This is a genomic window from Leisingera sp. JC1 (assembly GCF_001679925.1).
In the GTDB taxonomy this organism is placed as follows: domain Bacteria; phylum Pseudomonadota; class Alphaproteobacteria; order Rhodobacterales; family Rhodobacteraceae; genus Leisingera.
In genome coordinates, this window is record NZ_LYUZ01000102.1 from 15,443 (window position 1) to 37,414 (window position 21,972).

Annotated in this window: 24 protein-coding genes; 18 read left to right on the top strand and 6 right to left on the bottom strand. The window is 63.6% G+C overall.

What is annotated here, in order from left to right; genetic code table 11:
- Nucleotides 1-44 precede the first annotated feature (44 nt).
- From A9D60_RS15760 to A9D60_RS15770, 3 genes are all read left to right on the top strand, one after another.
- Nucleotides 45-284 carry a YdcH family protein gene (locus A9D60_RS15760; protein ID WP_065268477.1) on the top strand — a complete coding sequence of 80 codons (240 nt, stop codon included), beginning with the start codon at nt 45-47 and terminating at the stop codon, nt 282-284.
- Between the two features lie 114 nt (nt 285-398).
- Complete coding sequence (locus A9D60_RS15765; RefSeq protein ID WP_065268478.1) at nt 399-1,055, top strand: pyridoxamine 5'-phosphate oxidase family protein; 657 nt, start codon at nt 399-401, stop codon at nt 1,053-1,055.
- A 235-nt stretch (nt 1,056-1,290) separates the two neighbouring features.
- A complete protein-coding gene (locus tag A9D60_RS15770) occupies nt 1,291-1,551 on the top strand; it encodes a hypothetical protein (protein ID WP_065268479.1) in 261 nt (86 codons plus the stop codon).
- Between the two features lie 81 nt (nt 1,552-1,632).
- On the opposite strand, the gene A9D60_RS15775 is transcribed toward A9D60_RS15770, so the two are convergent.
- Nucleotides 1,633-3,021, bottom strand: a complete 1,389-nt coding sequence (locus tag A9D60_RS15775) for a helix-turn-helix domain-containing protein (protein WP_065268480.1) — start codon at nt 3,019-3,021, stop codon at nt 1,633-1,635.
- 75 nt (nt 3,022-3,096) lie between these two features.
- A complete protein-coding gene (locus A9D60_RS15780) occupies nt 3,097-4,308 on the bottom strand; it encodes a multidrug effflux MFS transporter (RefSeq protein WP_065268481.1) in 1,212 nt (403 codons plus the stop codon).
- Between the two features lie 177 nt (nt 4,309-4,485).
- On the opposite strand from A9D60_RS15780, the gene A9D60_RS15785 reads away from it, so the two are divergent.
- From A9D60_RS15785 to A9D60_RS15795, 3 genes are read left to right on the top strand one after another with little or no spacing between them, the layout of a single operon-like run.
- Nucleotides 4,486-7,260, top strand: a complete 2,775-nt coding sequence (locus A9D60_RS15785) for a hypothetical protein (protein WP_065268482.1) — start codon at nt 4,486-4,488, stop codon at nt 7,258-7,260.
- Nucleotides 7,257-7,634 (top strand): hypothetical protein, encoded by a 378-nt coding sequence (locus A9D60_RS15790; protein ID WP_065268483.1) that lies wholly within the window; start codon nt 7,257-7,259, stop codon nt 7,632-7,634. Before A9D60_RS15785 ends, A9D60_RS15790 begins: the two co-directional genes overlap by 4 nt.
- Nucleotides 7,635-7,644: 10 nt before the next feature.
- Complete coding sequence (locus A9D60_RS15795; protein ID WP_065268484.1) at nt 7,645-8,853, top strand: hypothetical protein; 1,209 nt, start codon at nt 7,645-7,647, stop codon at nt 8,851-8,853.
- 27 nt (nt 8,854-8,880) lie between these two features.
- On the opposite strand, the gene A9D60_RS15800 is transcribed toward A9D60_RS15795, so the two are convergent.
- Nucleotides 8,881-9,459 (bottom strand): hypothetical protein, encoded by a 579-nt coding sequence (locus A9D60_RS15800; RefSeq protein WP_065268485.1) that lies wholly within the window; start codon nt 9,457-9,459, stop codon nt 8,881-8,883.
- 226 nt (nt 9,460-9,685) lie between these two features.
- On the opposite strand from A9D60_RS15800, the gene A9D60_RS15805 reads away from it, so the two are divergent.
- Nucleotides 9,686-11,218, top strand: coding sequence for an acyl-CoA carboxylase subunit beta (locus A9D60_RS15805; protein WP_039186168.1), 1,533 nt, complete (start codon nt 9,686-9,688; stop codon nt 11,216-11,218).
- Nucleotides 11,219-11,287: 69 nt separating this feature from the next.
- On the opposite strand, the gene A9D60_RS26630 is transcribed toward A9D60_RS15805, so the two are convergent.
- A complete protein-coding gene (locus tag A9D60_RS26630; protein ID WP_065268486.1) occupies nt 11,288-11,620 on the bottom strand; it encodes a hypothetical protein in 333 nt (110 codons plus the stop codon).
- A 119-nt stretch (nt 11,621-11,739) separates the two neighbouring features.
- Between A9D60_RS26630 and A9D60_RS15815 the strand changes: the two genes are divergently transcribed.
- The 7 genes from A9D60_RS15815 (at nt 11,740) to A9D60_RS15840 (ending at nt 16,905) form a co-directional block, all read left to right on the top strand.
- On the top strand, nt 11,740-12,165 hold the full coding sequence (locus A9D60_RS15815; protein WP_065268487.1) for a hypothetical protein: 426 nt from the start codon (nt 11,740-11,742) through the stop codon (nt 12,163-12,165).
- Nucleotides 12,162-12,656 (top strand): DUF6497 family protein, encoded by a 495-nt coding sequence (locus tag A9D60_RS15820; RefSeq protein ID WP_065268488.1) that lies wholly within the window; start codon nt 12,162-12,164, stop codon nt 12,654-12,656. Before A9D60_RS15815 ends, A9D60_RS15820 begins: the two co-directional genes overlap by 4 nt.
- Nucleotides 12,657-12,870: 214 nt before the next feature.
- Nucleotides 12,871-13,005, top strand: a complete 135-nt coding sequence (locus tag A9D60_RS27250) for a hypothetical protein (RefSeq protein ID WP_302621849.1) — start codon at nt 12,871-12,873, stop codon at nt 13,003-13,005.
- Between the two features lie 69 nt (nt 13,006-13,074).
- Nucleotides 13,075-13,419 carry a hypothetical protein gene (locus A9D60_RS15825; protein WP_039186171.1) on the top strand — a complete coding sequence of 115 codons (345 nt, stop codon included), beginning with the start codon at nt 13,075-13,077 and terminating at the stop codon, nt 13,417-13,419.
- Between the two features lie 445 nt (nt 13,420-13,864).
- On the top strand, nt 13,865-14,068 hold the full coding sequence (locus A9D60_RS15830; protein ID WP_039186172.1) for a hypothetical protein: 204 nt from the start codon (nt 13,865-13,867) through the stop codon (nt 14,066-14,068).
- A 128-nt stretch (nt 14,069-14,196) separates the two neighbouring features.
- Nucleotides 14,197-16,242, top strand: coding sequence for an acetyl-CoA carboxylase biotin carboxylase subunit (locus A9D60_RS15835; protein ID WP_065268489.1), 2,046 nt, complete (start codon nt 14,197-14,199; stop codon nt 16,240-16,242).
- Between the two features lie 159 nt (nt 16,243-16,401).
- Entirely contained in the window at nt 16,402-16,905 is a 504-nt protein-coding gene (locus A9D60_RS15840) for a hypothetical protein (protein ID WP_065268490.1), read from the top strand.
- Between the two features lie 19 nt (nt 16,906-16,924).
- Here A9D60_RS15840 and A9D60_RS15845 read toward each other — a convergent pair whose 3' ends face one another.
- Entirely contained in the window at nt 16,925-17,359 is a 435-nt protein-coding gene (locus tag A9D60_RS15845) for a DUF4174 domain-containing protein (RefSeq protein ID WP_039186409.1), read from the bottom strand.
- A gap of 177 nt (nt 17,360-17,536) precedes the next feature.
- Here A9D60_RS15845 and A9D60_RS15850 point away from each other — a divergent pair, with 177 nt between their 5' ends.
- From A9D60_RS15850 to A9D60_RS15860, 3 genes are all read left to right on the top strand, one after another.
- The gene (locus A9D60_RS15850; protein ID WP_065268491.1) at nt 17,537-18,469 is read left to right on the top strand and encodes a hypothetical protein; all 933 of its coding nucleotides are present in this window, start codon (nt 17,537-17,539) and stop codon (nt 18,467-18,469) included.
- Entirely contained in the window at nt 18,435-20,564 is a 2,130-nt protein-coding gene (gene scpA / locus A9D60_RS15855; protein ID WP_065268492.1) for a methylmalonyl-CoA mutase, read from the top strand. The genes A9D60_RS15850 and scpA overlap by 35 nt, the downstream gene beginning before the upstream one ends.
- Nucleotides 20,565-20,857: 293 nt before the next feature.
- The gene (locus tag A9D60_RS15860; RefSeq protein WP_065268493.1) at nt 20,858-21,346 is read left to right on the top strand and encodes an MAPEG family protein; all 489 of its coding nucleotides are present in this window, start codon (nt 20,858-20,860) and stop codon (nt 21,344-21,346) included.
- Here A9D60_RS15860 and A9D60_RS26635 read toward each other — a convergent pair.
- The gene (locus tag A9D60_RS26635) at nt 21,343-21,774 is read right to left on the bottom strand and encodes a hypothetical protein (protein WP_175392972.1); all 432 of its coding nucleotides are present in this window, start codon (nt 21,772-21,774) and stop codon (nt 21,343-21,345) included. The genes A9D60_RS15860 and A9D60_RS26635 overlap by 4 nt on opposite strands.
- A 17-nt stretch (nt 21,775-21,791) precedes the next feature.
- Between A9D60_RS26635 and A9D60_RS15870 the strand changes: the two genes are divergently transcribed.
- Nucleotides 21,792-21,972 (top strand): transposase (locus tag A9D60_RS15870; RefSeq protein WP_065269781.1); only part of this gene is annotated, 181 nt, incomplete at its 3' end.

The window sequence follows — 21,972 nt, forward strand, 5'->3', positions numbered from 1 at the left end:
GAGGCAATAACCTGCAGGCGACCCTAGGAAGAAGGAGCGAGCAGGTGTCCAACACTCCCCATGAACTGGCCGAAGAATTCCCGGAAAAAGCGGCCCTGATGAGCCAGCTGAAACAGTCGGATGCGCATTTCGCCAAGCTGTCCGACGAATACCACGAGGTGAACCGCGCCGTGCATCGGGCGGAAACCAACGTGGAACCCGTCAGCGCACAGGCGGAAACCGAAATGCGCAAACAGCGCGCCGCGCTGAAAGACGAGATCTGGGGCATCCTGTCCAAGGCGTGAGCCGTCTGAACATTTGCGGAAGGAAGGGGCGTCTGCAGCGCCCCTTTTTGCATCCCGGACCTGCCCGTCGGCCTTGTGCTATGCTTCCTCCGAAAAAATGAGGAGGCACTCTCAATGGCTGAGTTCTATTCCGCAGAGCAGCGCCAGCTGCAGGATGCCTTCGGCACCCGCGGGCTGGCAGACGCTCTGCACGGCAACGTCCTGCGGCAGGCGCTGGCTCCGATGGACCGGAAATTCATTGCCGCCAGCGATTTCTTTTTCCTCTCCACCGTGGATCACCGCGGCTATCCGACGGTGTCCTACAAGGGCGGCTTCCCGGGTTTCGTGCAAATGCCCGGCGAACGCACCCTCCGCTTTCCGGTCTATGACGGCAACGGCATGTTCCTGTCGGCGGGCAATATCGCCGGCACCAGCAAGGTTGGCCTGCTGTTCATTGATTTCACACAGCCCCGCCGCCTGCGGCTGCAGGGCACCGCCAGCCTTGTGACAGACGAGGCGCAGCTGGCAGACGTCCCGGAGGCCCTGATGCTGGTCCAGGTGGAGCTTGAGGCCATCTTCACCAACTGCCCGCGGTACATTCACAGCTACCAGCGCACCGGCCGCTCTGAATATGTGCCCGCTGACGGTGCCGAAACGCCGGTGCCGGAATGGAAGCGGGTGGATTACCTGCAGGAACAGCTGCCGCCCAAGGACCGCGAGGCCGCGCGGAAGGCAGGAGGGGTGATCACCGAGGCGGAATACCGCAAACACTTCTGGGAAGGGCTGGAGTAGGGCGTTGGCCCGCGCCGTGATTGCAGAAGGATTCGCGGTAGCTGGATTGACCCTGAATCGGAAACAGTGCTGCGCTGCCCGCGCAAGTGTTAAGTGTTCCCCTCCCGGAATCGGGTAATTTAGATGAATTTAAGGCAAATTCGTCAAAATTGTGACCGGCCGCCTTATATCATGCCTGCAGCAGGAAATACGGTCTCAAAGCGCCAGCTGCGCAGTTGTGTGAAGGAGTAAACCGATGGGAGAGATCTATCAGCCGGGGCGCTGGCAAGAGATCGAAGGCGTGCCCGACGAAACCTCTGAGGCGGACATGCTGGCAGCGGTCCGCAACGTGGTCAGAGCGTCCTCAGACGCTCCGGTCCAGGCGCAGGAGCCCGCGCCCGGCCGGGTGCAGCAATGGCAGCCAGCCGAAGCAGTCCAGCCCAATCAGCCGCCGCCAGCGACGGCCGCGAAGGACCGCGCGTTGATGTCCCGCCTGCTGGACCGTCTGCGCGCCTGATATTGCCGCGTCCGCTGCCAAGGATAGCCGAATATCCTTGGCAATTTTCCTGCAAGAACATTACCGCCGCCAGCGGTGGCCTCAGCTTACCTCGTATGGCAGAACGCCGCGCTGATCGGTGTTGATCGTCAGCCGCCGTTCCAGCGGCGGGACAGAGCGCTGATGGCAGTCCTTGCGCTCGCAGATGCGGCAGGAAATGCCAATCGGCTCATAGGCGCTGTCCTGGCTCACGTCCATCCCGTCTGCATAGACCAGCGCATCCGCGTGGCGCACCTCGCACCCCAATGCGATCGCATAGCGCCGCACTGGCGCGCCGAACGACCCGCCGGGCTTGGACACATCCCGCGCCAAGGAGATATAGCGCACCCCGTCCGGCGTCTCCGCCAGCTGGCGCAGGAACCGGCCCGGCGTTTCAAACGCCCGGTGCACATTCCACAGGGGGCAAGCGCCGCCGAAGCGGGCAAACTGCAACCGCGTGGCTGAATGCCGTTTGGTGATGGTGCCGGCCTGATCCACCCGCACGAAAAAGAACGGCACCCCCTTGGCACCGGGCCGCTGCATGGTCGACAGCCGGTGCGCGATCTGCTCGATCGAGGCGCCAAAGCGGATTGCCAGCAGCTCCAGGTCATGGCGGCAGGCCTGCGCCGCCTCCAGAAACCGCCCATAAGGCATCAGCGCCGCACCCGCGAAGTAGTTCGCGAGGCCGATCTTGGCGATGGAGCGGGCCTCCTCGCTCTGGAACTTTGCAAAATCCAGCGTCGCTTCCAGCAGCGTGTTCTGCCGCAGGAGCGCCACCTGCAGCAGCATCTGGAACAGCTGCGTCTGCGGCGCGGAGCGGTTCGACAGATGCAGCACCTGCGCCTCTGCATCGTAATGGCGCAAGCCCTCCATCTCGGTCTGGCGCACTTTGATGCCGCCACGCTCCAGCTCGGCAATGGCGGCCGCGCGGATGTCGCTGGTGGAGGCAAAGCGTTCCGCCGCGTGATCAACCGCGTCGATGTAGTTGTCGCAGTAGTGGAAGAAATCGCGCACCTCCTCCCATGGGCTTGCCTGAATGCGCGCATCCTCCCGCCCCAGCGCCTCATCCAGCGAGGCAAGCCGTTCATGAGTCTGCCGGTAGGCCCGGTGCAGCGCCAGAAAGGCCCGCGCCAGCGCAGGCGCATTCGATGCCGTCAGCCGCAGATCCGCCAGCGGCGGCGCGTCATCGGCAAACACCGGGTCCGCCATCGCCTCGCGCATGTCGCTGACCAACCGCTCACTGTCCCCAGCCGACAATTCGGTCACATCCATGCCGAATTCCTGCGCCAGCGCCAGAACCACCGTGGTCGACACCGGGCGGTTGTTGTTTTCCATCTGGTTCAGATAGGGCAGGGATACCCCCAGCTTGGCGGCAAAATCCTTCTGCGTCAGCTCCAGCCGCTGCCGCATCTCGCGCAGCTTGGCGCCTGCATATAGTTTCTGGGTTGCCATGAGGCGCGCCTTTGCAAATTCAATTCTTGCGAATGGTATAATTGCAAATTCACGCCCGCAAGCCCGCCGGATGCCTTATGCGCCGATCTGCCGCTCCCGCCATACCACCAGCAGGATCGCAACCAGGCCCATTATGGCGGTGGCAAACATGATTACCAGCAGCGGCACTGCGGTAGACCCGGGCACCAGCAGCATCCCCGCAAAGGCGCTGAGCGCGGCGCCCGCGCCGATCATGATTGCACCGCTGAGACCGGAGGCAGTGCCCGCCAGATGCGGCCGCACCGAAATCGCGCCGGCGGTGGCGTTGGGGATTGCCATGCCGTTGCCCAGGCCGACAAAGCACATCAGGCCAAAAAACGTCCACACAGTATCTGCGCCCGCCATCGCAATCAGCAAGGACGCCAGCACCCCGCCGCCATTGATCACGCAGCCCCACAGCACCATGCGGTTGACGCCCAGCCGGGTGGAGAACCGGCCGGAGATGAAGTTGCCGGCAAAATAGCCAACCGCGGGGGCGGAGAAAAAGACGCCCAGTTCTGCCGTGCTCAGTCCATAAACCTCAGTGCCGACAAAGGGCGCACCGCCCAGATAGGCAAAGAACGCGCCCGACGCCAAACCGGAGGACAGGGAGTAGCCCCAGAACCGCGGCGACTGCAGCAGCTCCGGGTACTCGCGGAACTGCGCCACCAGCGTCTTGCCGCTTTTATGCGCGGTCTCACCGAAATCGCTGAAGGTGATCAGCAGCGTCGCCGCGCCCACCAGGAACAGCAGCCAGAAGTTGGCGGTCCAGCCCATCCACTGGTCCAGGAAGCCGCCGATTGCGGGGCCGATCATCGGCACCACCGCCATGCCCATGGTGACATAGCCGATCATGCTGGCGGCCTCGTTGGTGTCATACATGTCGCGCACCGCGGCGCGGCTCAGAACCATGGTTGCCGCCACCACCGTCTGGGCCACCCGGAACAGCAGGAACAGTTCGGCTGTCGGCGCAAAGATGCAGCCCAATGTGGCCACCAGAAACAGCGCGATGCTGATCAGAATGACCGGCCGCCTTCCCATCTGGTCGGAAATCGGCCCGACAAAGATCTGCACCACCGCATTGCCCGCCAGATACAGCGCCACCGATAGCTGCATCACCCGGTAGTCGACCGCATAATACTCCGCCATTCCTGCCAGTGAGGGCAGATGCAGGTTCATGCCAAGCGCCGACAGGCCTGCCAGCAGGATCAGGGTGAAGATGCGCGGAGGCGTCCGCTGGCCAGGGGCCCGGGTATCATATGTGGACATACCATCCGGTTAGAGGAGTCGGCCGGGGTTGTCCATCTGCCGCATGTGCGGCGGCGCACAGGGGTGACGCCGCGTCAGAAGACTCTTGCCTGCAAAACAATGCGCCGCCTATGCTGGGGGCAGAGCTGCATTTTTTCTTGTTTTTCAGTCCCGTCCTATTTGCTGCCGAGGTGATCCATGGCCAATGCCCCCGATCCGCTTGCCAACAACCCTGCCATCCGGCTCTGGGCCGAACGCTTCTATACCGTTAAGGCCTGGGAGATGCCGGACATGCCGGACGCCGGCGGGGAAGCGCTGGAGGAGCGGCGCGCCGCGGCGCTGGAAGAGCTGGACAAGATCACCGTGCCCGCTGCGCTCAGCTCCGGCGCCCGGCGCAGCCTGGCAGGCGGGCGCAAGGCGCTAAAAAAGCAAATCTTCAGCGCGGACGCGGCGGAGGCCTTCGATCAGATCGACAGCGGCATTCAGGAGCTGAAAGACCAGATCACTGCTCAGCTGGCAATTGCCGCCGCCCGCGGGAAGGCGCAGGCCGCGCTCGCTGCGGCAGAGGAAAAATTCGCCAAGGAGCGCGACGGCCTGGACCAGGGTGCCTTCACCTATCTCGAAACCCTGATCAAAACCGCGCAAACGGCCATGGCTGCCGCCGTCTCCGGCACTCAATTCGAAGCGGTGGAGGCGCAGGCCAAGGACATCTCCGCCAAGGCGGATGGCGCCAAAGCCTATGGCGTTTTCTTCGACAACTGGACCCGTGCCACGCTCCTGCTGATTAGGCCGATGGGGGATCCGGCCAAGGAAGCCGCCTCCACGGCGCGCGCGGCACAGATGGCGGCGGCGGCCGCGCTCTCGAAGACGGGGGATTTCGATGGTGCCAAGGCGGCGCTGGAGGTCTGGAAAAGCAACCTTGATACCGAGGACCACCTGGCCGCCGCGGTCAGTTTCGATGCCCTTCTGTGTAATTACGAGGCCAATCACCACAAGCGCTGCCAGAACATCCTCAGCAGCCAGCTGCGTGATGCCAGGGATTTCCGCGATCACCTGAAGGACGCCAAGAAGCTGGCCTATACCGACAGCAAATACCCGGAGGCAGAGGCCAAGCTGAACACCCTCATCGCCTATGGCGCCAGGGAGCGCGCGGCCTTGGCCAAGTTCCTGCGCGGCTTCGACATGTCGATGATGACGGATGCAGAGTTCCGCAAGGCCGTGCTGGCTGCCCAGGCCAAACAGGCCGCCGCCGGCGACAATGACCCCAAGAAGGCGCTCAAGGATCTGAAGTCCTGGGTCAGGGCGCATCCCGCGATCATGGGGCAGAGCTATTCCACCCAGATCCTCAAGGCGCTGCAGAAACGCTATGACGCGCTGAAACAGGTGCTGAAGGAGCCGGAGCTGAGCGATCTCAACGCCACCTGGGACGCGCACAGGGTGCTGGCCGAGGCCGGTAATTTCGATATGGACACCGGTGCGCCGCAGTATCACGCCAAGCTTGATCAGCTGTTCAAGCTGGAAGCCATCACCGACAGCCGCCGCGAGATGGACGCGATCCTGCGCAAGCATCCGGCGGCTGAGGGGTATGACTTCCGCAAGCCGGTGACCGATGCGCTCGCCGGGGCGAATTACCCGGCAGCGGTTGCCGCCGCACCGGGGGCGCTGGCGCTGTTGCAGGCGATGCCGGATTACCTGGCGCTGCGCCAGACGGCTCTGGATCTTCTGGCCGCTCTGCCCGGCGATCCGGCGGAATTGCGCAGCACGCTGGATGACGCGATTCAGGCGGCGGAACTCACCGCCCGCGGCGGCGATCCGGCCAAGGCCACGGCGGACCTGCAGGGTGTGCTGGACGGCACCGACTATCTGGATCTGGTGCTGGCGATGTCCGATTACCGCGCCAAGCTCGCCAAGGTCCAAAAGGAACACACCCGGACCAAGAAGTACCTCAAGCTGGCGGAGGCGGAATCTGCGCTGGATGCCTCGCTGAAAACCGCCACAGACCGGGCCGATGATGACGGCGAATACGGCGACGCCTTCCTGCTGCTCGATGCGCACCTGACGCTGCTGAAGCAGGCCAAGCCGATGGCCACGGCCCGCTATCAGGTTCAGGGCATCCTGAAGGCGCTGCAGCGCGCGGGCACGGACGCGGATAAGCTGGACCCCTTCGAGGTCCGTATCGCCGCCGCAGAAGGGGAGGCCAAGAAGCCGGATTTTGATAAGGCCAAGACAGATTTTGACAGCATCCGCACAGATCTCGGTGCGCTTTGTGCAAGTGTGGCGCTGGACTGCGAGGCCGCGGATGGCGCGGGCAGCAACGCGGGCCACTCGCTGGACCGCCACGGCCCGGACGTTACCAACGAGGATCTGATCACCCGCCTCAAGACCGGCAAGCCGCCCAATGCGCATTCGGACGATGAGCGCTCCTATACCGGCGCCTCGTCCAAGTTCCACAGCCCGCAGGACTGGCTTGCAGGGCGTGAACTGGCCGCCCAGGCGGCGCTGGCTGACGGCATTGACATCACGGTGACGGAAATGACTTTCACCGGCGACCCGCTGACCGACCCCGATGAGAACGCCGATTTCACCGTCGAGCACGGCCGCCCGATCGATAAGGCCTACATCGGCCACAAGAAGCATGTGCGCCTTGATGACAGCGGCGAGCCGATCCCCGACAAGACCTATGAAACCTTCGAGGAGATCGAGGGGCTGACCCGCGCATATGTGAACTTCATCTGGGAGCCGGAACTGCTGCCTGCCGAAACCACGGACCATCCCGATCCGGGAACGGATCATCCGGAGGAAAAGGCACAGGATAACGCCGACTATGTGGCGAAATACATCACCCGCCACGGAGCCCCGCCGGCCAAAATCAAGGGCCGCTGGGTGATGATGCAGCAATACCCGGTCGCTGATGGCTGGGACAATGAAACCAAGACCTACACCAATGGCAATCCGGGGAACATGATCCCATGAAAATCCGCAAGGAACTGATCGAAGGCTATACGCGCCTCTTGACCATGGGCCGGGCAGTGAACGCGCCTGATCCTATGGCCGATCTGGCGCAATTCGATGCCGACATCCGCGCCATGCAAAAGCGCGCCCACAAGGAGGGCAACCTCGATTGGCTGCGCCTGGCGCTTGATGCGCTGATCGCCAGCCCGGACGGGCGCATCGGCCAGTTTGCAGGGCAGCAGTACCCGTTTTCCGACCAGGAGCTGGAGGCGCTGTTCCGCCGTGCATATGGCATGATCTGGCCGGATCAGCCGCTCTCGGAACCGGGCGATGAGGCCGATCTGGAGTTTGTGGAAATGAGCGCAGAGGAGTGGGACGCCTTCACCGGCGCCTGAGGGAATTGCCATGTCTGACCAGGCTTTTGACGCCGATGCCGTCCTGAAACTCATCAAGAAATCCAAGGCCTCCGGCAAGGAACTGCCCTTCGCCTTCGGGTTGGGGGGCAAGCCGGAGAACTGCGGGCTGATGATCGACCTGCGCAAGCCCGGCAAGGTGCTGCGCGGCGATCTGAAGAAGATGCCGGGCATCAAGAAAACCTGCTTCGGCACCCTGCGGGTGGAGGAGAACGAGGTCTTCCTGCAACCCGAAAAACCGCTGAAGGGCATCGTCAAACAGCTGAAGAAGCGGTTCATGAAGGAAGGCATGGTCAAGTTCAAACCTGTCCTCCTCGGCCCGGACGGCAGCATCATCGATGAGGAAACCCTGCCGGATGACGACGCCGAAGATCAGGACATCAACGCACCGGCACAGGCGGATGATGGCACCGCCGCCGCCTTGAAGCAGCGCATCGCCGCCGCGGCGGAAGCGCTCAAGGCGCTGGGCAGCCCGGACATTGCCGGAAAGCTGGCGCCGGAGGTGAAGGTCAGCGCCAAGCTCCTGGGGCAGGGTGAGCTTGACAGTTGCGCCGCCCGTCTCGACCGGCTGGAGGCGGCGCTGGCCAAACTTCAGGGTCAGCCGAAATCCGCTCCGGCGGATACGGAGCAGGCCGCCAAGCTTAGCAAACTGCTTGCAGCACAGGCCGCCAAAATCATAACTTTGCCGCCGGAACAGGCAGCGCCTCTTGCGGCAAAGGCCAAGGAGATCGCCGCGCAGCTGAAATCCGGCGCGCTGGGGGATGCGGCGGCGGGGCTTAAGGCGCTGGCACAGGCCCTGGACGCTCCGGCAGAGGCCGAGGCGCCGCAGGCGGATGTCATGGCAATCTGGCAGGCCGCCAAGGAAGAGGCGGACCGCGGCATCTCCGACCTGCAGGCCGCTCTGCGCTCCCAGAACCACCCGGTGCTGGCACAGATCGCCGATGCCGGGCTGGCGGGCGCTACCGACGGCAACCAGACCGCGCTGATGAAGGCGCTGTTCGAGATGAAGTCCGCCACCGGTGAGGCCCGCAAGGCAGCGGCGCAGGCGCTGCTGGCGCAGGTCGCGGCCTACGGCAAGTTTCTCAAGGATGATCCGGTGATTGCCCTGGTGGAGGACAACCCCTTTGGCATCTCTGCGCCCGTCCGGGCGCCGCTGGGCAACGCCCTGCGCCAGATCGCCGGGATCGCCAAGGCCGCCTGATGCGGCGGCCCGGCTTCACGTGTCTGATCAGTTGATGACCGTGCCGCCAATGCCGACGGTCAGGTTTTCGAACAGCTTGCGGCTCACATTGTTTGCAAAGCCGTCCAGCGTGCGGCGGTAATCTTCCGACGCGGAGGGGGTGGTCATCGCGCCGATCAGGCCACCGGCGCGCAGTTCGTCGGTGAAGCCCTTGATCGTGACGGGAGCCACAAGGGTTTCGCCTTGGGTGGTCTTGAGGGTCACAATGCCTTCAATCTGGCTCCGGCCGCCGACCACCAAGGCTTGCCCGGGGGAAACCAGTGCCAGCTTAGTTGGCGTGACAGACAGAACGGCTTTGGTGCCGCCGTTCATGCCGCGGGCCTGAATCTGGCGCGTCAGTGCCGCGTCAAGCTGCTGAATGAACTGCGTTTCAGAGATCGTGTACTCCCGGCCGGTCCGCACGGTTCCATCTTCTTTCAGGGGCAGGGAGCCCGGGTTGCTTTGTACGTCGACGACGTTGATGTTCGAACTGACAGTCGGGTCGACTAGAGCGGTGTGCTCTTCACATGCGGCAAGCAGAGCTGCAGAAGCAAGCGCAAGGAAGCTGCGCCAGTTAAAGAAAGCCATATTCAAAGCCCCTTGAGTGTTTTTTCTCTTATGGCGCTTCGCTTAGAGGCGAGTGGCCGGAAAGTCACCGGATTTTTTCCCTGCCCTTGGGGAATACGTGGAGAGTTTGCTGATTTTCAACTTTGCTGTCTTAGTATGCAAACGGTTTGCAAATTTGCGACAATGTCCTTTGGCTTCGCCGCAGCGCAATATATGGTCGCGCTGAAACTGACAGGGGACATGTGCCATGAAAGACATCCTTTCCGAGCTGGAAGACCGCCGCCAGGACGCGCGGCTGGGCGGCGGCCAGCGCCGCATCGACGCACAGCACGGCCGCGGCAAGCTGACCGCCCGCGAACGGATCGAACTGCTGCTGGACGAGGGCAGCTTCGAAGAGTTCGACATGTTCATCGCCCACCGCTGCACCGATTTCGGCATGGAAAACAACAAGCCGGCCGGGGATGGCGTGGTCACCGGCTGGGGCACCATCAACGGCCGCCAGGTCTATGTCTTCTCCCAGGACTTTACTGTTCTGGGCGGCTCGGTCTCTGCCACCCACGCCCAGAAGATCTGCAAGATCATGGATATGGCGGTGCAGAACGGCGCACCGGTCATTGGCATCAACGACTCGGGCGGTGCCCGCATCCAGGAAGGCGTCGATGCGCTGGCCGGCTACGCCGAGATCTTCCAGCGCAACATCATGGCTTCCGGGGTGATCCCGCAGATCTCCGTCATCATGGGGCCCTGTGCTGGTGGTGCTGTGTACTCCCCGGCGATGACCGACTTCATCTTCATGGTCAAGGACACCTCCTACATGTTCGTGACTGGCCCGGACGTGGTGAAAACCGTGACCAACGAGGTGGTGACGGCCGAGGAACTGGGCGGCGCCTCCACCCACACCAAGAAGTCCTCCGTCGCCGACGGTGCCTTTGAAAACGACGTTGAGGCGCTGGCCGAAGTCCGCCGCCTGGTCGACTTCCTGCCGCTCAACAACCGCGAAAAGCCCCCGGTGCGTCCGTTCTTCGACCAGCCCGGCCGGATCGAGGAAAGCCTGGACACCCTGATCCCGGAAAACCCCAACAGCCCTTACGACATGAAGGAGCTGATCACCAAGGTCGCGGACGAGGGCGATTTCTACGAGATCCAGGAGGATTTCGCCAAGAACATCATCACCGGCTTCATCCGGCTTGAGGGCCAGACCGTCGGCGTCGTCGCCAACCAGCCGATGGTGCTGGCCGGCTGCCTCGACATCGACTCCAGCCGCAAGGCCGCCCGCTTCGTGCGCTTCTGCGACTGTTTCGAAATCCCGATCCTGACCTTCGTCGACGTGCCGGGCTTCCTGCCGGGCACCTCCCAGGAATACGGCGGCGTCATCAAGCACGGCGCCAAGCTGCTGTTCGCCTATGGCGAGGCGACCGTGCCCAAGGTCACCGTGATCACCCGCAAGGCCTATGGCGGCGCCTATGACGTGATGGCCTCCAAACACCTGCGCGGCGACTTCAACTACGCCTGGCCGACCGCCGAGATCGCGGTGATGGGCGCCAAGGGCGCCACCGAGATCATCCACCGCGCCGACCTCGGCGATGCGGACAAGATCGCGGCCCACACGGCGGACTATGAAGACCGCTTTGCTAACCCCTTCGTGGCGGCCGAACGCGGCTTCATCGACGAGGTGATCATGCCCCAATCCACCCGCAAACGGGTCAGCCGCGCCTTTGCCTCCCTTCGGGGCAAGCAGCTGAAAAACCCGTGGAAAAAGCACGACAACATTCCGCTGTAAGAAGCAGCGCGTTAGTACCGGCCAGCATTCAATTAGGAGATGAAGATGCGAAGTGTTCTTACATTTTGTCTACTGTTGCTGGCCGCTCCGCTTGCTGCCGGTCAGCAAGAGCGGATCTGCAAAGGAAAGTTCAGCTTCCAACTGCCCGATGGGGCCGCAGGGTGTGTGCTCGGAACTGGTACAGGAAGCGTCAACAAGAGCAAGCAGATTGTCGATACTGGCCGAAATGTTTCTAACAGTAGCTTTAAGGCGGTAGCGGTTGCCTTGGCCATGTTTGGAGATGTTGCGCAGGACCGCATACATTCCGGCCACCGGTATAAAGCTATCTGCAAAGCAGTAATGCCGGTGATTTCGGAAGCCCATGAAAAGGGAAGCTACCGCAATATCATCATCGAATTGCATTGGCCGGATCAAAGGGAAGCTCTGCAGAGATCAGATTGGGATGTGCGGAACATGCAGTCGGCATTCCTGAACTCTTCTTGCCGTGCAGTTCGTTATTCGTCGAGGCCAAGGGGCTGAAAATGACGGTACGTTGGCATATCACCCGCACGGACAGCAGCCTGACGCTGTCGCGCCGCCTGCCTGCGCGGACCGACGTTTCGGCGGAAACGGTGCTGCCCGCCGCTGATCCCCTGCGGCTGGCGCATCAGATCCGCCAGGACCTCTGGCGGCAGCTGCAGCGCTTGCGCGGCTTCGCCCCGGTGGTGGAAATCACTGCCGCAGGGCAGGGGCTGCGGGTGCGTGCAGGCGGCCAGGTGGCGGGCCGGGTGCCTGCGAATGCCGCCGGATTGATCGCAGATGTGCTGGAAGACCCCGCAAACCGCGCCCGCTGGATCCGGCATGCCAGCCGGGGGCAGGGGCGTACTCTGCCCGATTCCCGCGCAGATGCGAAGGATTCGCATAGAATCGCGGCAAAAATTGACATGAAGAGCGAATCAGCGTCATGATCCGCTCCAGCCGATATCAGACAGCGCGCGCAACTTGCGCAGCGCCTGCAGCTCCGGCCGGAGGAGCCCGGGTGACCGGGGGCCGGGGCTGCGGATATCTGGCGGCAATCCCCTTTGCTCTCTATGCGGTCACCGCCGCTGCGGCAGATGCCGTGCCTGTCCCCTCGGGACAGCCTGTGACCCTGGCAGAGGTGCTTCTGGATGATGCCCCGGGCCAGCCCGGTGACACCTGGGCGCGGTTCCGCTTCCTGGCACCGCAGATCGCCCGCGAAAGCGGAACGGTCAGCTATGAAGCGGCTGCCCCCGACATGGACCACCTCTGCGGCAGCATTGCGCTGCCCTATCTGGCCGAACACGGCCTGACCGCGGCGCGGGTGGTGATCTCGCTGTCGGACCGGATGGTGCCCTTTGGCGCCCAGGACCCGGAAGCAACCCAGTTTTTCGAAGCCTACCGCCCCGAGGGCGCGGCCTGCATTTGGGAGGCTTTCTGATGTTTCCACAATATCTTGCGGGCCGTGCGCGGGATCGGCGGAATCTTGCGGCATTGCAGCCACAGCCCCATCAATTGCCGCGATTTGCATGTGACTTGGCCGCAAAGCCGGGTATCCTCGGCGCGGGCAGTCACACGGCTGCCTTCGCATTGAGGTTGAGGCACGCGGACGGCTGCGCCGCCGCAGGTTTCACAAATTTTATCAGGAGACAGAAATGTCCAAGAGCATCAAGCTTTTCGCCCTGGCAGGCCTGCTGGCCGCCGTCACTGCCTGCGCACAGCAGGAAGAAGAATTCGTCGTTGTCGAGCCGGTTTCCGAAGAACCGGTCTTCACCGGCAAGTACAACTAAACACTTCAGGGGTCCGGCCCTGCGGCCGGCCCCCGCCGCCCCGTGGGGTGCCGGACCGGAGGCACCCAAATGCTGAAACACCGCGGGTTCCCGGGCCGTATGCCCGGCACAGATTTCCAATTCACCATCCGCCGCCCCAACCCCAAGGGGGTCACGCCGCTGACCCGGCGCGAGCGCTTCCGCGACCGCAAGAACGTCGACAAGCGCGTCGACCTGATGTTCATGCAGTCTCTGTGGGAGCATTTCGGCGACCAGCCGTTTGAACGCGGCAACCTTGATGCCGGCCGTCTCAGCTGGCTGTTCGGCCGCGAGGTGATCCCGGCCGAAGATCCCTTTGATCCCGAAAGCTACGAGGCGCTGCTGGTCATCAACGAAGCGGTTGCGCGCGCGTCCTTCCCGGAGGCGTTCGACTGATGCCGCACCTCCGGACGCATACCTCCGGCACGGCAGCGCGGTTCCTTGCGCGCAGCCAGTACGGGCGTCCGGGGCGCCGCAATTTCGGCGTGAATTTGCACACGACCCTTCCGGTTCAGCAGGAATCTGCCAAATTGCCGGATCTTGCGTTTCAGGGGCTTACAGCGGCGCGTGCCCGGTGCATCGTGAGTCAAGCAGCGCAGCCACGCTGCTGTGCCGAGCATCTGTTCCGGCCCCTTCGCCTGAACGGGCAGGTACGCGCCCCCATCCGCGGCCTGCCCGTCTTTTATCCCCTTCAGGCATTGGCGGAAGCTTGCCGTATCTCCCCCCCGGTGCGGCAAGCCTCCGCTCAACAGCCGCAGTTTGAGTCCGCAGCGTTGCACCGCCCCGTGTGGCCTGCAAATTCGGCCGGGACAGCAACGTCCCCGGAAGAAGGAACATGGACATGCGGGCAAAATCTCTCATCGCGGCGCTCTCGCTCTGCGGCCTTGTGGCGGCCTGTGGCGACACCACCGGCGAGCGCATCATCTACGGCGGCGGCGCAGGCGCGCTTGGCGCAGCCGTGCTGGATGCCAACCTGGTCACCGGCGCCGCTGTCGGCGTTGCCGCAAACCTCATCTATTGCGAGCAAAACCCGCGCAAGTGCTGATGCACCTGCCGCCGCTCTGAACAGCCGCCCCCTGCGGGCCGCTTCTGACATCGCGCAAACGCCGCGTCCGGGCTCTCCCCGGGCGCGGCGTTTTGCATTCCGGAATACCAAGGAACAAGGGACTGCCTATGTTTGATAAGATCCTGATCGCCAACCGGGGCGAGATCGCCTGCCGCGTGATCAAAACCGCGCGCAAGATGGGTATCAAGACCGTTGCCATCTACTCTGACGCCGACAAGCAGGCCCTGCATGTGCAAATGGCCGACGAGGCCGTCCACATCGGCCCGCCGCCCGCCAACCAGTCCTATATCGTCATCGACAAGGTGATGGAGGCGATCCGCCAGACCGGCGCCCAGGCGGTGCATCCGGGCTACGGGTTCCTCTCCGAGAACTCCAAGTTCGCCGAGGCGCTGGAGGCCGAAGGCGTTGCCTTTGTCGGCCCCCCGAAAGGCGCGATCGAGGCGATGGGCGACAAGATCACCTCCAAGAAAATCGCCCAGGAGGCCGGCGTCTCCACCGTGCCCGGTTACATGGGCCTGATTGCCGACGCCGACGAGGCGGTGAAGATTTCGAATGAGATCGGCTACCCGGTGATGATCAAGGCCTCTGCCGGCGGCGGCGGCAAGGGCATGCGGATCGCCTGGAACGACGAAGAGGCCCGCGAAGGCTTCCAGTCCTCCAAGAACGAGGCCGCAAACTCCTTCGGCGACGACCGGATCTTCATCGAGAAATTCGTCACCCAGCCGCGCCACATCGAAATCCAGGTGCTCTGCGATAAGCACGGCAACGGCATCTACCTGGGGGAGCGCGAATGCTCGATCCAGCGCCGCAACCAGAAAGTTGTGGAAGAAGCCCCGTCGCCCTTCCTCGATGAGGAAACCCGCAAGGCGATGGGCGAGCAGGCCGTCGCGCTGGCCAAGGCCGTTGGCTACTCCTCTGCCGGCACTGTTGAATTCATCGTCGACGGCGACAAGAATTTCTACTTCCTGGAAATGAACACCCGCCTGCAGGTGGAACACCCGGTGACTGAGCTGATCACCGGCGTCGACCTGGTGGAGCAGATGATCCGTGTCGCCGACGGGGCCGAACTGCCGATGCGTCAGGAAGATGTGAAACTCACCGGCTGGGCGATTGAGAACCGTCTTTATGCCGAAGACCCGTACCGCGGCTTCCTGCCCTCCATCGGCCGTCTGACCCGCTACCGCCCGCCAGCGGAAACGGCGGCAGGTCCGATGCTGGTCAACGGCAAATGGCAGGGGGATGCGCCCGCGGGCGAGACCGCCGTGCGCAACGACACCGGCGTCTACGAGGGCGGCGAGATCTCGATGTACTACGACCCGATGATCGCCAAGCTCTGCACCTGGGCACCGACCCGCGAGGATGCTATTGGCGCCATGCGCACCGCGCTCGACAGTTTCGAGGTGGAGGGCATTGGCCACAACCTGCCGTTCCTCAGCGCTGTGATGGACCACCCGATCTTTATCGACGGTTCCATGACCACCGCCTTCATCGAGGAGCAGTACCCTGATGGTTTCGAGGGCGTTGAACTGCACAGCGACGACCTGCGCAAGATCGCTGCCGCCTGCGCCGCGATGCACCGGGTTGCCGAAATCCGCCGCACCCGCGTGTCCGGCCGGATGGACAATCACGAACGCAAGGTCGGCACCGACTGGGTCGTCAGCCTGCAGGGCCAGTCCTTCAACGTGGTGATCGACGCCGACCGCGACGGCGCCACCGTCAATTTCGAGGGCGGCGGCAGCTACCGCGTGACCTCTGACTGGACCCCGGGCGACCAGTTGGCCACCTTGCAGATCAATGGCGAAACCCTGGTGCTGAAAGTGGGCAAGGTGACCCAGGGCTTCCGCGTCCGCTCCCGCGGCGCCGACCTGGCGGTCAAGGTGCGCACCCCGCGCCAGGCCGAACTGGCGGAATTGATGCCGGAGAAAGTTGCGCCCGACACCTCCAAGATGCTGCTCTGCCCGATGCCCGGCCTGATCGTGAAGGTCGACGTCGAAGTGGGGCAGGAGGTCCAGGAGGGCCAGGCGCTCTGCACTGTCGAGGCGATGAAAATGGAAAACATCCTGCGCGCCGAGCGTAAGGGCGTGGTGTCCAAGATCAACGCCGCAGCAGGCGACAGCCTGGCGGTCGACGACGTGATCATGGAATTCGAATAATGCACTTCGGGGCAGGCACATATGCACGCGGGCAGGCGGGTTTTCCCGCCCCCGCGGGCGTGCCTGCCCCGCAAAAACCGGTGCCGTGCACCAAATCTTCAGGAATTTCTGCGACACTGGCGCCGTTTGACGACCTCTTTGACGACGCCAAGGTGCCGCATGATCCGTCTCCTGACCTGCCTTCTGACCGCCCTGGCCGTCCTGTCCGCCTGCGCGCTCGACAAGGAGGAGGCGCTGCGCGCCCAGCTGTCGGCCTGGGTGGAGCTGGGGGAGACGTTCTTTTTCCAAAGCTCGATGAGCTGCACCGCCGCCGTGTTCCACACTGCGGAAAACCCGCGCATCACGTCGCTGGTGGACCGCGCGCGATCCCTCAACACCGGCATGAAGATGCTGGAGGCCGGCAAGCCGGTGATGTTTGCGGTCTCGGGCAAATCCCCCAACGCGGTGACAGAGGACATCATGTCCCGCGACCTGCCGCAGGGGCTGGGGGTGCTGAACTCCGGTCTGGCGGGGGTCAGCTGCATGACCGATCTGGTAAAATCCGTCTATTACCAGGCGATCCGCAACCCGGCTTCCAGCCTGGTCTTCGTACCGGAAACCGGCGCGATGGTGATCCTGGACAAACAGGCGATGGCGCTGATCTACGTCCGCGGCAACGGCTGACAGTAGCCGACCGGCGGGCTCAACCGCCGCGCCGCTCTTCCACTTCTCGCAGGCGCTCCGGGAACTTGTCGATGGTGCGGGACAGCTCGCGCACCGTCCAGGGATGCGGCTTCCTCAGCTTGACGCCGCCGTCCTTGCCCACCAGCACCAGCATGAAGCCGCGCGGCCGCAGCTTCTTGCGCAGGGCAGATTTCGCGGCCGGATCGGTATCGGTCAGCACAACCACATCGCGCGTCTTCAGCGCCTCGATACCCTCCATCAGCCGCTCCATCTGCTCATGGAACCGGGGGTCTTCGGGACTGTCGGCAAACACCACCACCGGGCGGTGCGTCCACTGGAATTCCTCCAGCTCCACATCGTACCCGGGCTGGATCAAGTCGGCCGCAGTGCCATCCGCCGCCGCAGCCGCCAGCGGCAGAAAGCCTGCCAAAACAACGCTTAGGATTGCTCTCATGATCTCTCCTGTTGTGTTGAATATATGTGTGCCGGCGGCAAATGCGACTGTGAAAACCGCCACTTGGACAAAAAACATCTTCGTTAACGGGATAATGAGGGGTTGCCGGCCATGATTGTGCCATTCCCCTTGACCGGGCTGCGGCCTGCGGCCCTCCATAAGAGGCCCCGTAACGCCATGAAAGTCATCCTGCACACCGGCGCCCACCGCTGCGCCACCACATCCTTCCAGGAATACATGCGCCAGAACGTGCACGGCCTGAACAGGCAGGGCATCGGCTTCTGGGGGCCGTACCGCACCCGCAAGGGGTTGTTCCATGGCATCCAGCCGGGGCCGGCGCAGGTGACGGGCCGCGATCTGGTGCAGCGCGCGCAAGGCAGGCTGCGGATCCGCATGACTGGCTGCCGCGAACGCGGCATCAAACAGCTGCTGGTGAGCGAGGAAAACATGATCGGCGCGGTGCGTCAGAACCTGCGGCTCGGCGACTTGTACGGCGGTGTCGGCGAACGCATGGCGCGCTATGCGCAGGCCTTCGGCGGCGCGGTGAGTGATGTGGCGCTCTCGATCCGCAGCCTCGACAGCTACTGGACCTCCGGCCTCGCCTTTGCAGTGGCGCGCGGGCACAAGATGCCAACCGCCGCCAGCCTTGACCGGCTCGCCTATTCGGCGCGCAGCTGGCGCGGCGTGATCACCGACATTGCCGCCGCCATGCCGGATGTGAACCTGCATGTGCTGCCGTTTGAAACCTTCGGCACCCGGCCTGAGGCCGCGCTGACAGCCCTCACCGGCATCAAGGCGCCGCACGCCCACGCGCGGGTGCGCCTCAACGCCTCGCTCTGCCTGCAGGACCTGCGCGCCAGCCTGCCGCCCGCAGCGGCAGCGGAACTGCCCGAAGGCACAGGCCGCTGGCGCCCTTTCAGCGACGCGCAGACCGCTGCCCTGCGCGAGGCTTATGCCGACGACATTATGTGGCTTGCGGGCGGGGCGGACGGCCTCGCGGCGCTGGCACAAGACCCGGATAAACAGGCGGCGGGCACGAACCCGCCCCGTAAAGACCTGACAAGAGGAAGACCTGATGACAAACAAAGACGAATGGCGGGCTCTGGCTGAGAAAGAGCTGCGCGGACGGGCGGTCGACGACCTCAACTGGCAGACGCTGGAAGGCATCGAAGTCAAGCCGCTCTACACCGAAGACGACACCAGGGATCTGCCCCACATGGGCACGCTCCCCGGGTTCGGCCCCTTCACCCGCGGGGTGAAGGCCACCATGTACGCAGGCCGCCCCTGGACCATCCGCCAGTACGCGGGCTTCTCCACGGCGGAAGAATCCAACGCCTTCTACCGCCGCAACCTGGCCGCGGGCCAGCAGGGCGTCTCGGTCGCCTTCGACCTCGCCACCCACCGCGGCTATGACAGCGACCACCCGCGCGTGGTCGGCGATGTCGGCAAAGCCGGCGTGGCCATCGATTCAGTCGAGGATATGAAAATCCTGTTCGACGGCATTCCGCTCGACAAGGTCTCGGTCTCGATGACCATGAACGGTGCGGTGATCCCGGTCTTGGCCTCCTTCATCGTCGCAGGCGAAGAACAGGGCCACGACAAGTCCCTGCTTGCGGGCACCATCCAGAACGACATCCTCAAGGAGTTCATGGTCCGCAACACCTATATCTATCCGCCCAAACCCTCGATGCGGATCATCTCGGACATCATCGAATACACCTCCAACGAGATGCCCAAGTTCAACTCGATCTCGATCTCCGGCTACCACATGCAGGAGGCCGGCGCGAACCTGGTGCAGGAACTGGCCTACACCATCGCAGACGGCCGCGAATACGTGCGCGCCGCACTGGATGCCGGCATGGACGTGGACAAATTCGCAGGCCGCCTGTCTTTCTTCTTTGCGATCGGCATGAACTTCTTCATGGAAATCGCCAAACTGCGCGCCGCCCGCACCCTGTGGCACCGGGTGATGACCGATTTCGGCGCCAAGTCCGAACGTTCCAAGATGCTGCGCACCCACTGCCAGACCTCCGGCGTGTCGCTGCAGGAGCAGGACCCCTACAACAACGTGATCCGCACGGCGTATGAGGCGATGTCAGCGGTGCTCGGCGGCACCCAATCGCTGCACACCAACGCGCTGGACGAAGCCATCGCGCTGCCCACCGATTTCTCCGCCCGCATCGCCCGCAACACCCAGCTGGTGCTGCAGGAGGAAACCGGCGTCACCAATGTCGTCGACCCACTGGCCGGCTCCTACTACATCGAAAGCCTGACGGCTGAGCTGGTCGACATGGCCTGGGCGCTGATGGAAGAGGTCGAGGAGATGGGCGGCATGACCAAGGCCGTCGAGAGCGGCATGCCCAAGCTGCGCATCGAAGAAAGCGCCGCCCGCCGCCAGGCGATGATCGACCGCGGCGACGAGGTTGTGGTTGGCGTCAACAAGTACCGCAAGGACAAGGAAGACCCGATCGACATTCTGGATGTCGACAACCACGCGGTGCGCGACGCCCAGATCGCCCGCCTGCAGAAGATGCGCGAGACCCGCGACGAGGCCGCCTGCCAGGCCGCCCTCGATGAACTGACCCGCCGCGCCGCATCAGGCGAGGGCAACTTGCTGGAAGCCGCAGTCGAAGCCGCCCGCGCGCGGGCCTCAGTCGGAGAGATCTCCATGGCAATGGAAAAGGAATTCGGCCGCCACCGCGCGGAAGTCAAAACCCTGGCCGGCGTCTATGGCGCCGCTTACGAGGGCGACGAGGGCTTTGCCGCGATCCAGAAATCGATCGAGGAGTTCGCCGAGGAAGAAGGCCGCCGCCCGCGCCTGCTGGTGGTCAAGATGGGCCAGGACGGCCACGACCGCGGCGCCAAGGTGATCGCCACCGCCTTTGCCGATATCGGCTTTGACGTCGACGTCGGCCCCTTGTTCCAGACCCCGGAAGAGGCCGCCCAGGACGCCATCGACAACGACGTCCACGTGATCGGCATCTCCTCCCAGGCCGCGGGCCACAAAACGCTGGCACCGCAGCTGGTCGAGGCACTGAAGGCGGAAGGCGCAGGCGACATCATCGTGATCTGCGGCGGCGTGATCCCGCAGCAGGACTACGAGTTCCTCTACTCCAAAGGCGTCAAGGCGATCTTCGGCCCCGGCACCAACATCCCCGAGGCCGCCCAGGACATCCTGCGCCTGATCCGCGAAGCGCGCACTTAAGCAAGCACAGCATCTGCAGGGCAGGGGAGGTTCTCCCGCACCCGCAGGTGCCAGCCCTCCGGGCCGCCCCCTTTGGCGGCTTTGGGTCCGGCAGCCCGCCCAATGGGGCGGGCTGCCTGCATCGCGCACAGGCGCGATGCCACGCCCAACCGGCGCGGATGGGCCAAAGGCACAGGCAGGCGCCGGGCGGGAGTGCTTGTTTGTCAGAAAATTAGTGCCGCCTGCAGCAGCTTCCCACCGGGTCTGATACGCCATGCCTTGGCAAACCGGGATAGTGGTGGTTGAGTGACGCCATGCAGCGCACCAAACGCCCCCGGATCCTTATTGGCATGGCTCTCGGCGCCCTTTGGGGCGTGCTGGTCATCGGCCTGCCGCAATGGCTGGGCCTGCCGTATATCCCGGCTCCCGTCGCCTTGCCCGGCGCCTTCCTCGCGCCGGGGCTGGTGCTGGCGCTGATCATCGGCCGCCTGGCCCAGCGGCGGTTCTTCGACGATGCCATCATCGACGGAGAGCCCTTCTCTCCAGGCTCCCCGGCAGAGATCGACCAGCGGGTGCTGGCCAACACGGTGGAACAGCTGGTGCTGGCATTGGCCATCTGGCCCTTTGCCGCCGTCACCCTCGGCGGTGCCGTGGCGATTGCCCTTGGCCTCTCCTTTGCCGTTATGCGGCTGTTGTTCTGGGGCGGCTACCACCTGTCGCCGCCCTTGCGCGGGCTGGGCTTTGCCGGGACGTTTTACCCGACGGTTATTGCCGGGATCTGGGCGCTGGCGGTCTGGGTTTAAGCCGGATCTTTCTTAAAGAGATAAAATAGGCTGGCGACTATTGACCGCTGAATAAATTCACCTGCAGCTAGGCGCGCCTTCAGCTTGTGGTCAAAACCGACAACCCTTTTGTTGATCTTCTTCCACGTTGAGCCGGCATTGAGAGGGAAACCGCCTTTAAACATCGGGTATGGCCCCCAATTGCCCCAAGCCATGAGCTCGCAAAACAGTCGTGTCATCTCTTCCTGTTCCTGCCTGCTCCTGAATTTACGCGCAGACGGAATGGTGTGAATACACCCATCCTTTTCACCCGTTTGTTCAATCCATTTTGCATCTCTGCCAATCCACTTGATTGCAAAATCAACATCCGGGTTTTCTTCCCGCAGTCTATCATGGACGTGGCATTGTTGCAGAACTCTCTCGTTGGAGGATTCACAACACGAATCCATGGGGTTAGACGGATGTCATGAGCAAGCCCAAGCCCGCCCGCTACCGCACGACGAACTGGTCCGCCTACAACGCTGCGCTCCGCAAGCGCGGGTCTTTGCTGATCTGGCTGGACAAGGAGATGGCCTGGTACGCGCCGCATGAGGGCCGCCCTGGGCGCCCGCCGGTGTTCTCGAATGCGGCGATCCAGTTCTGCTTAT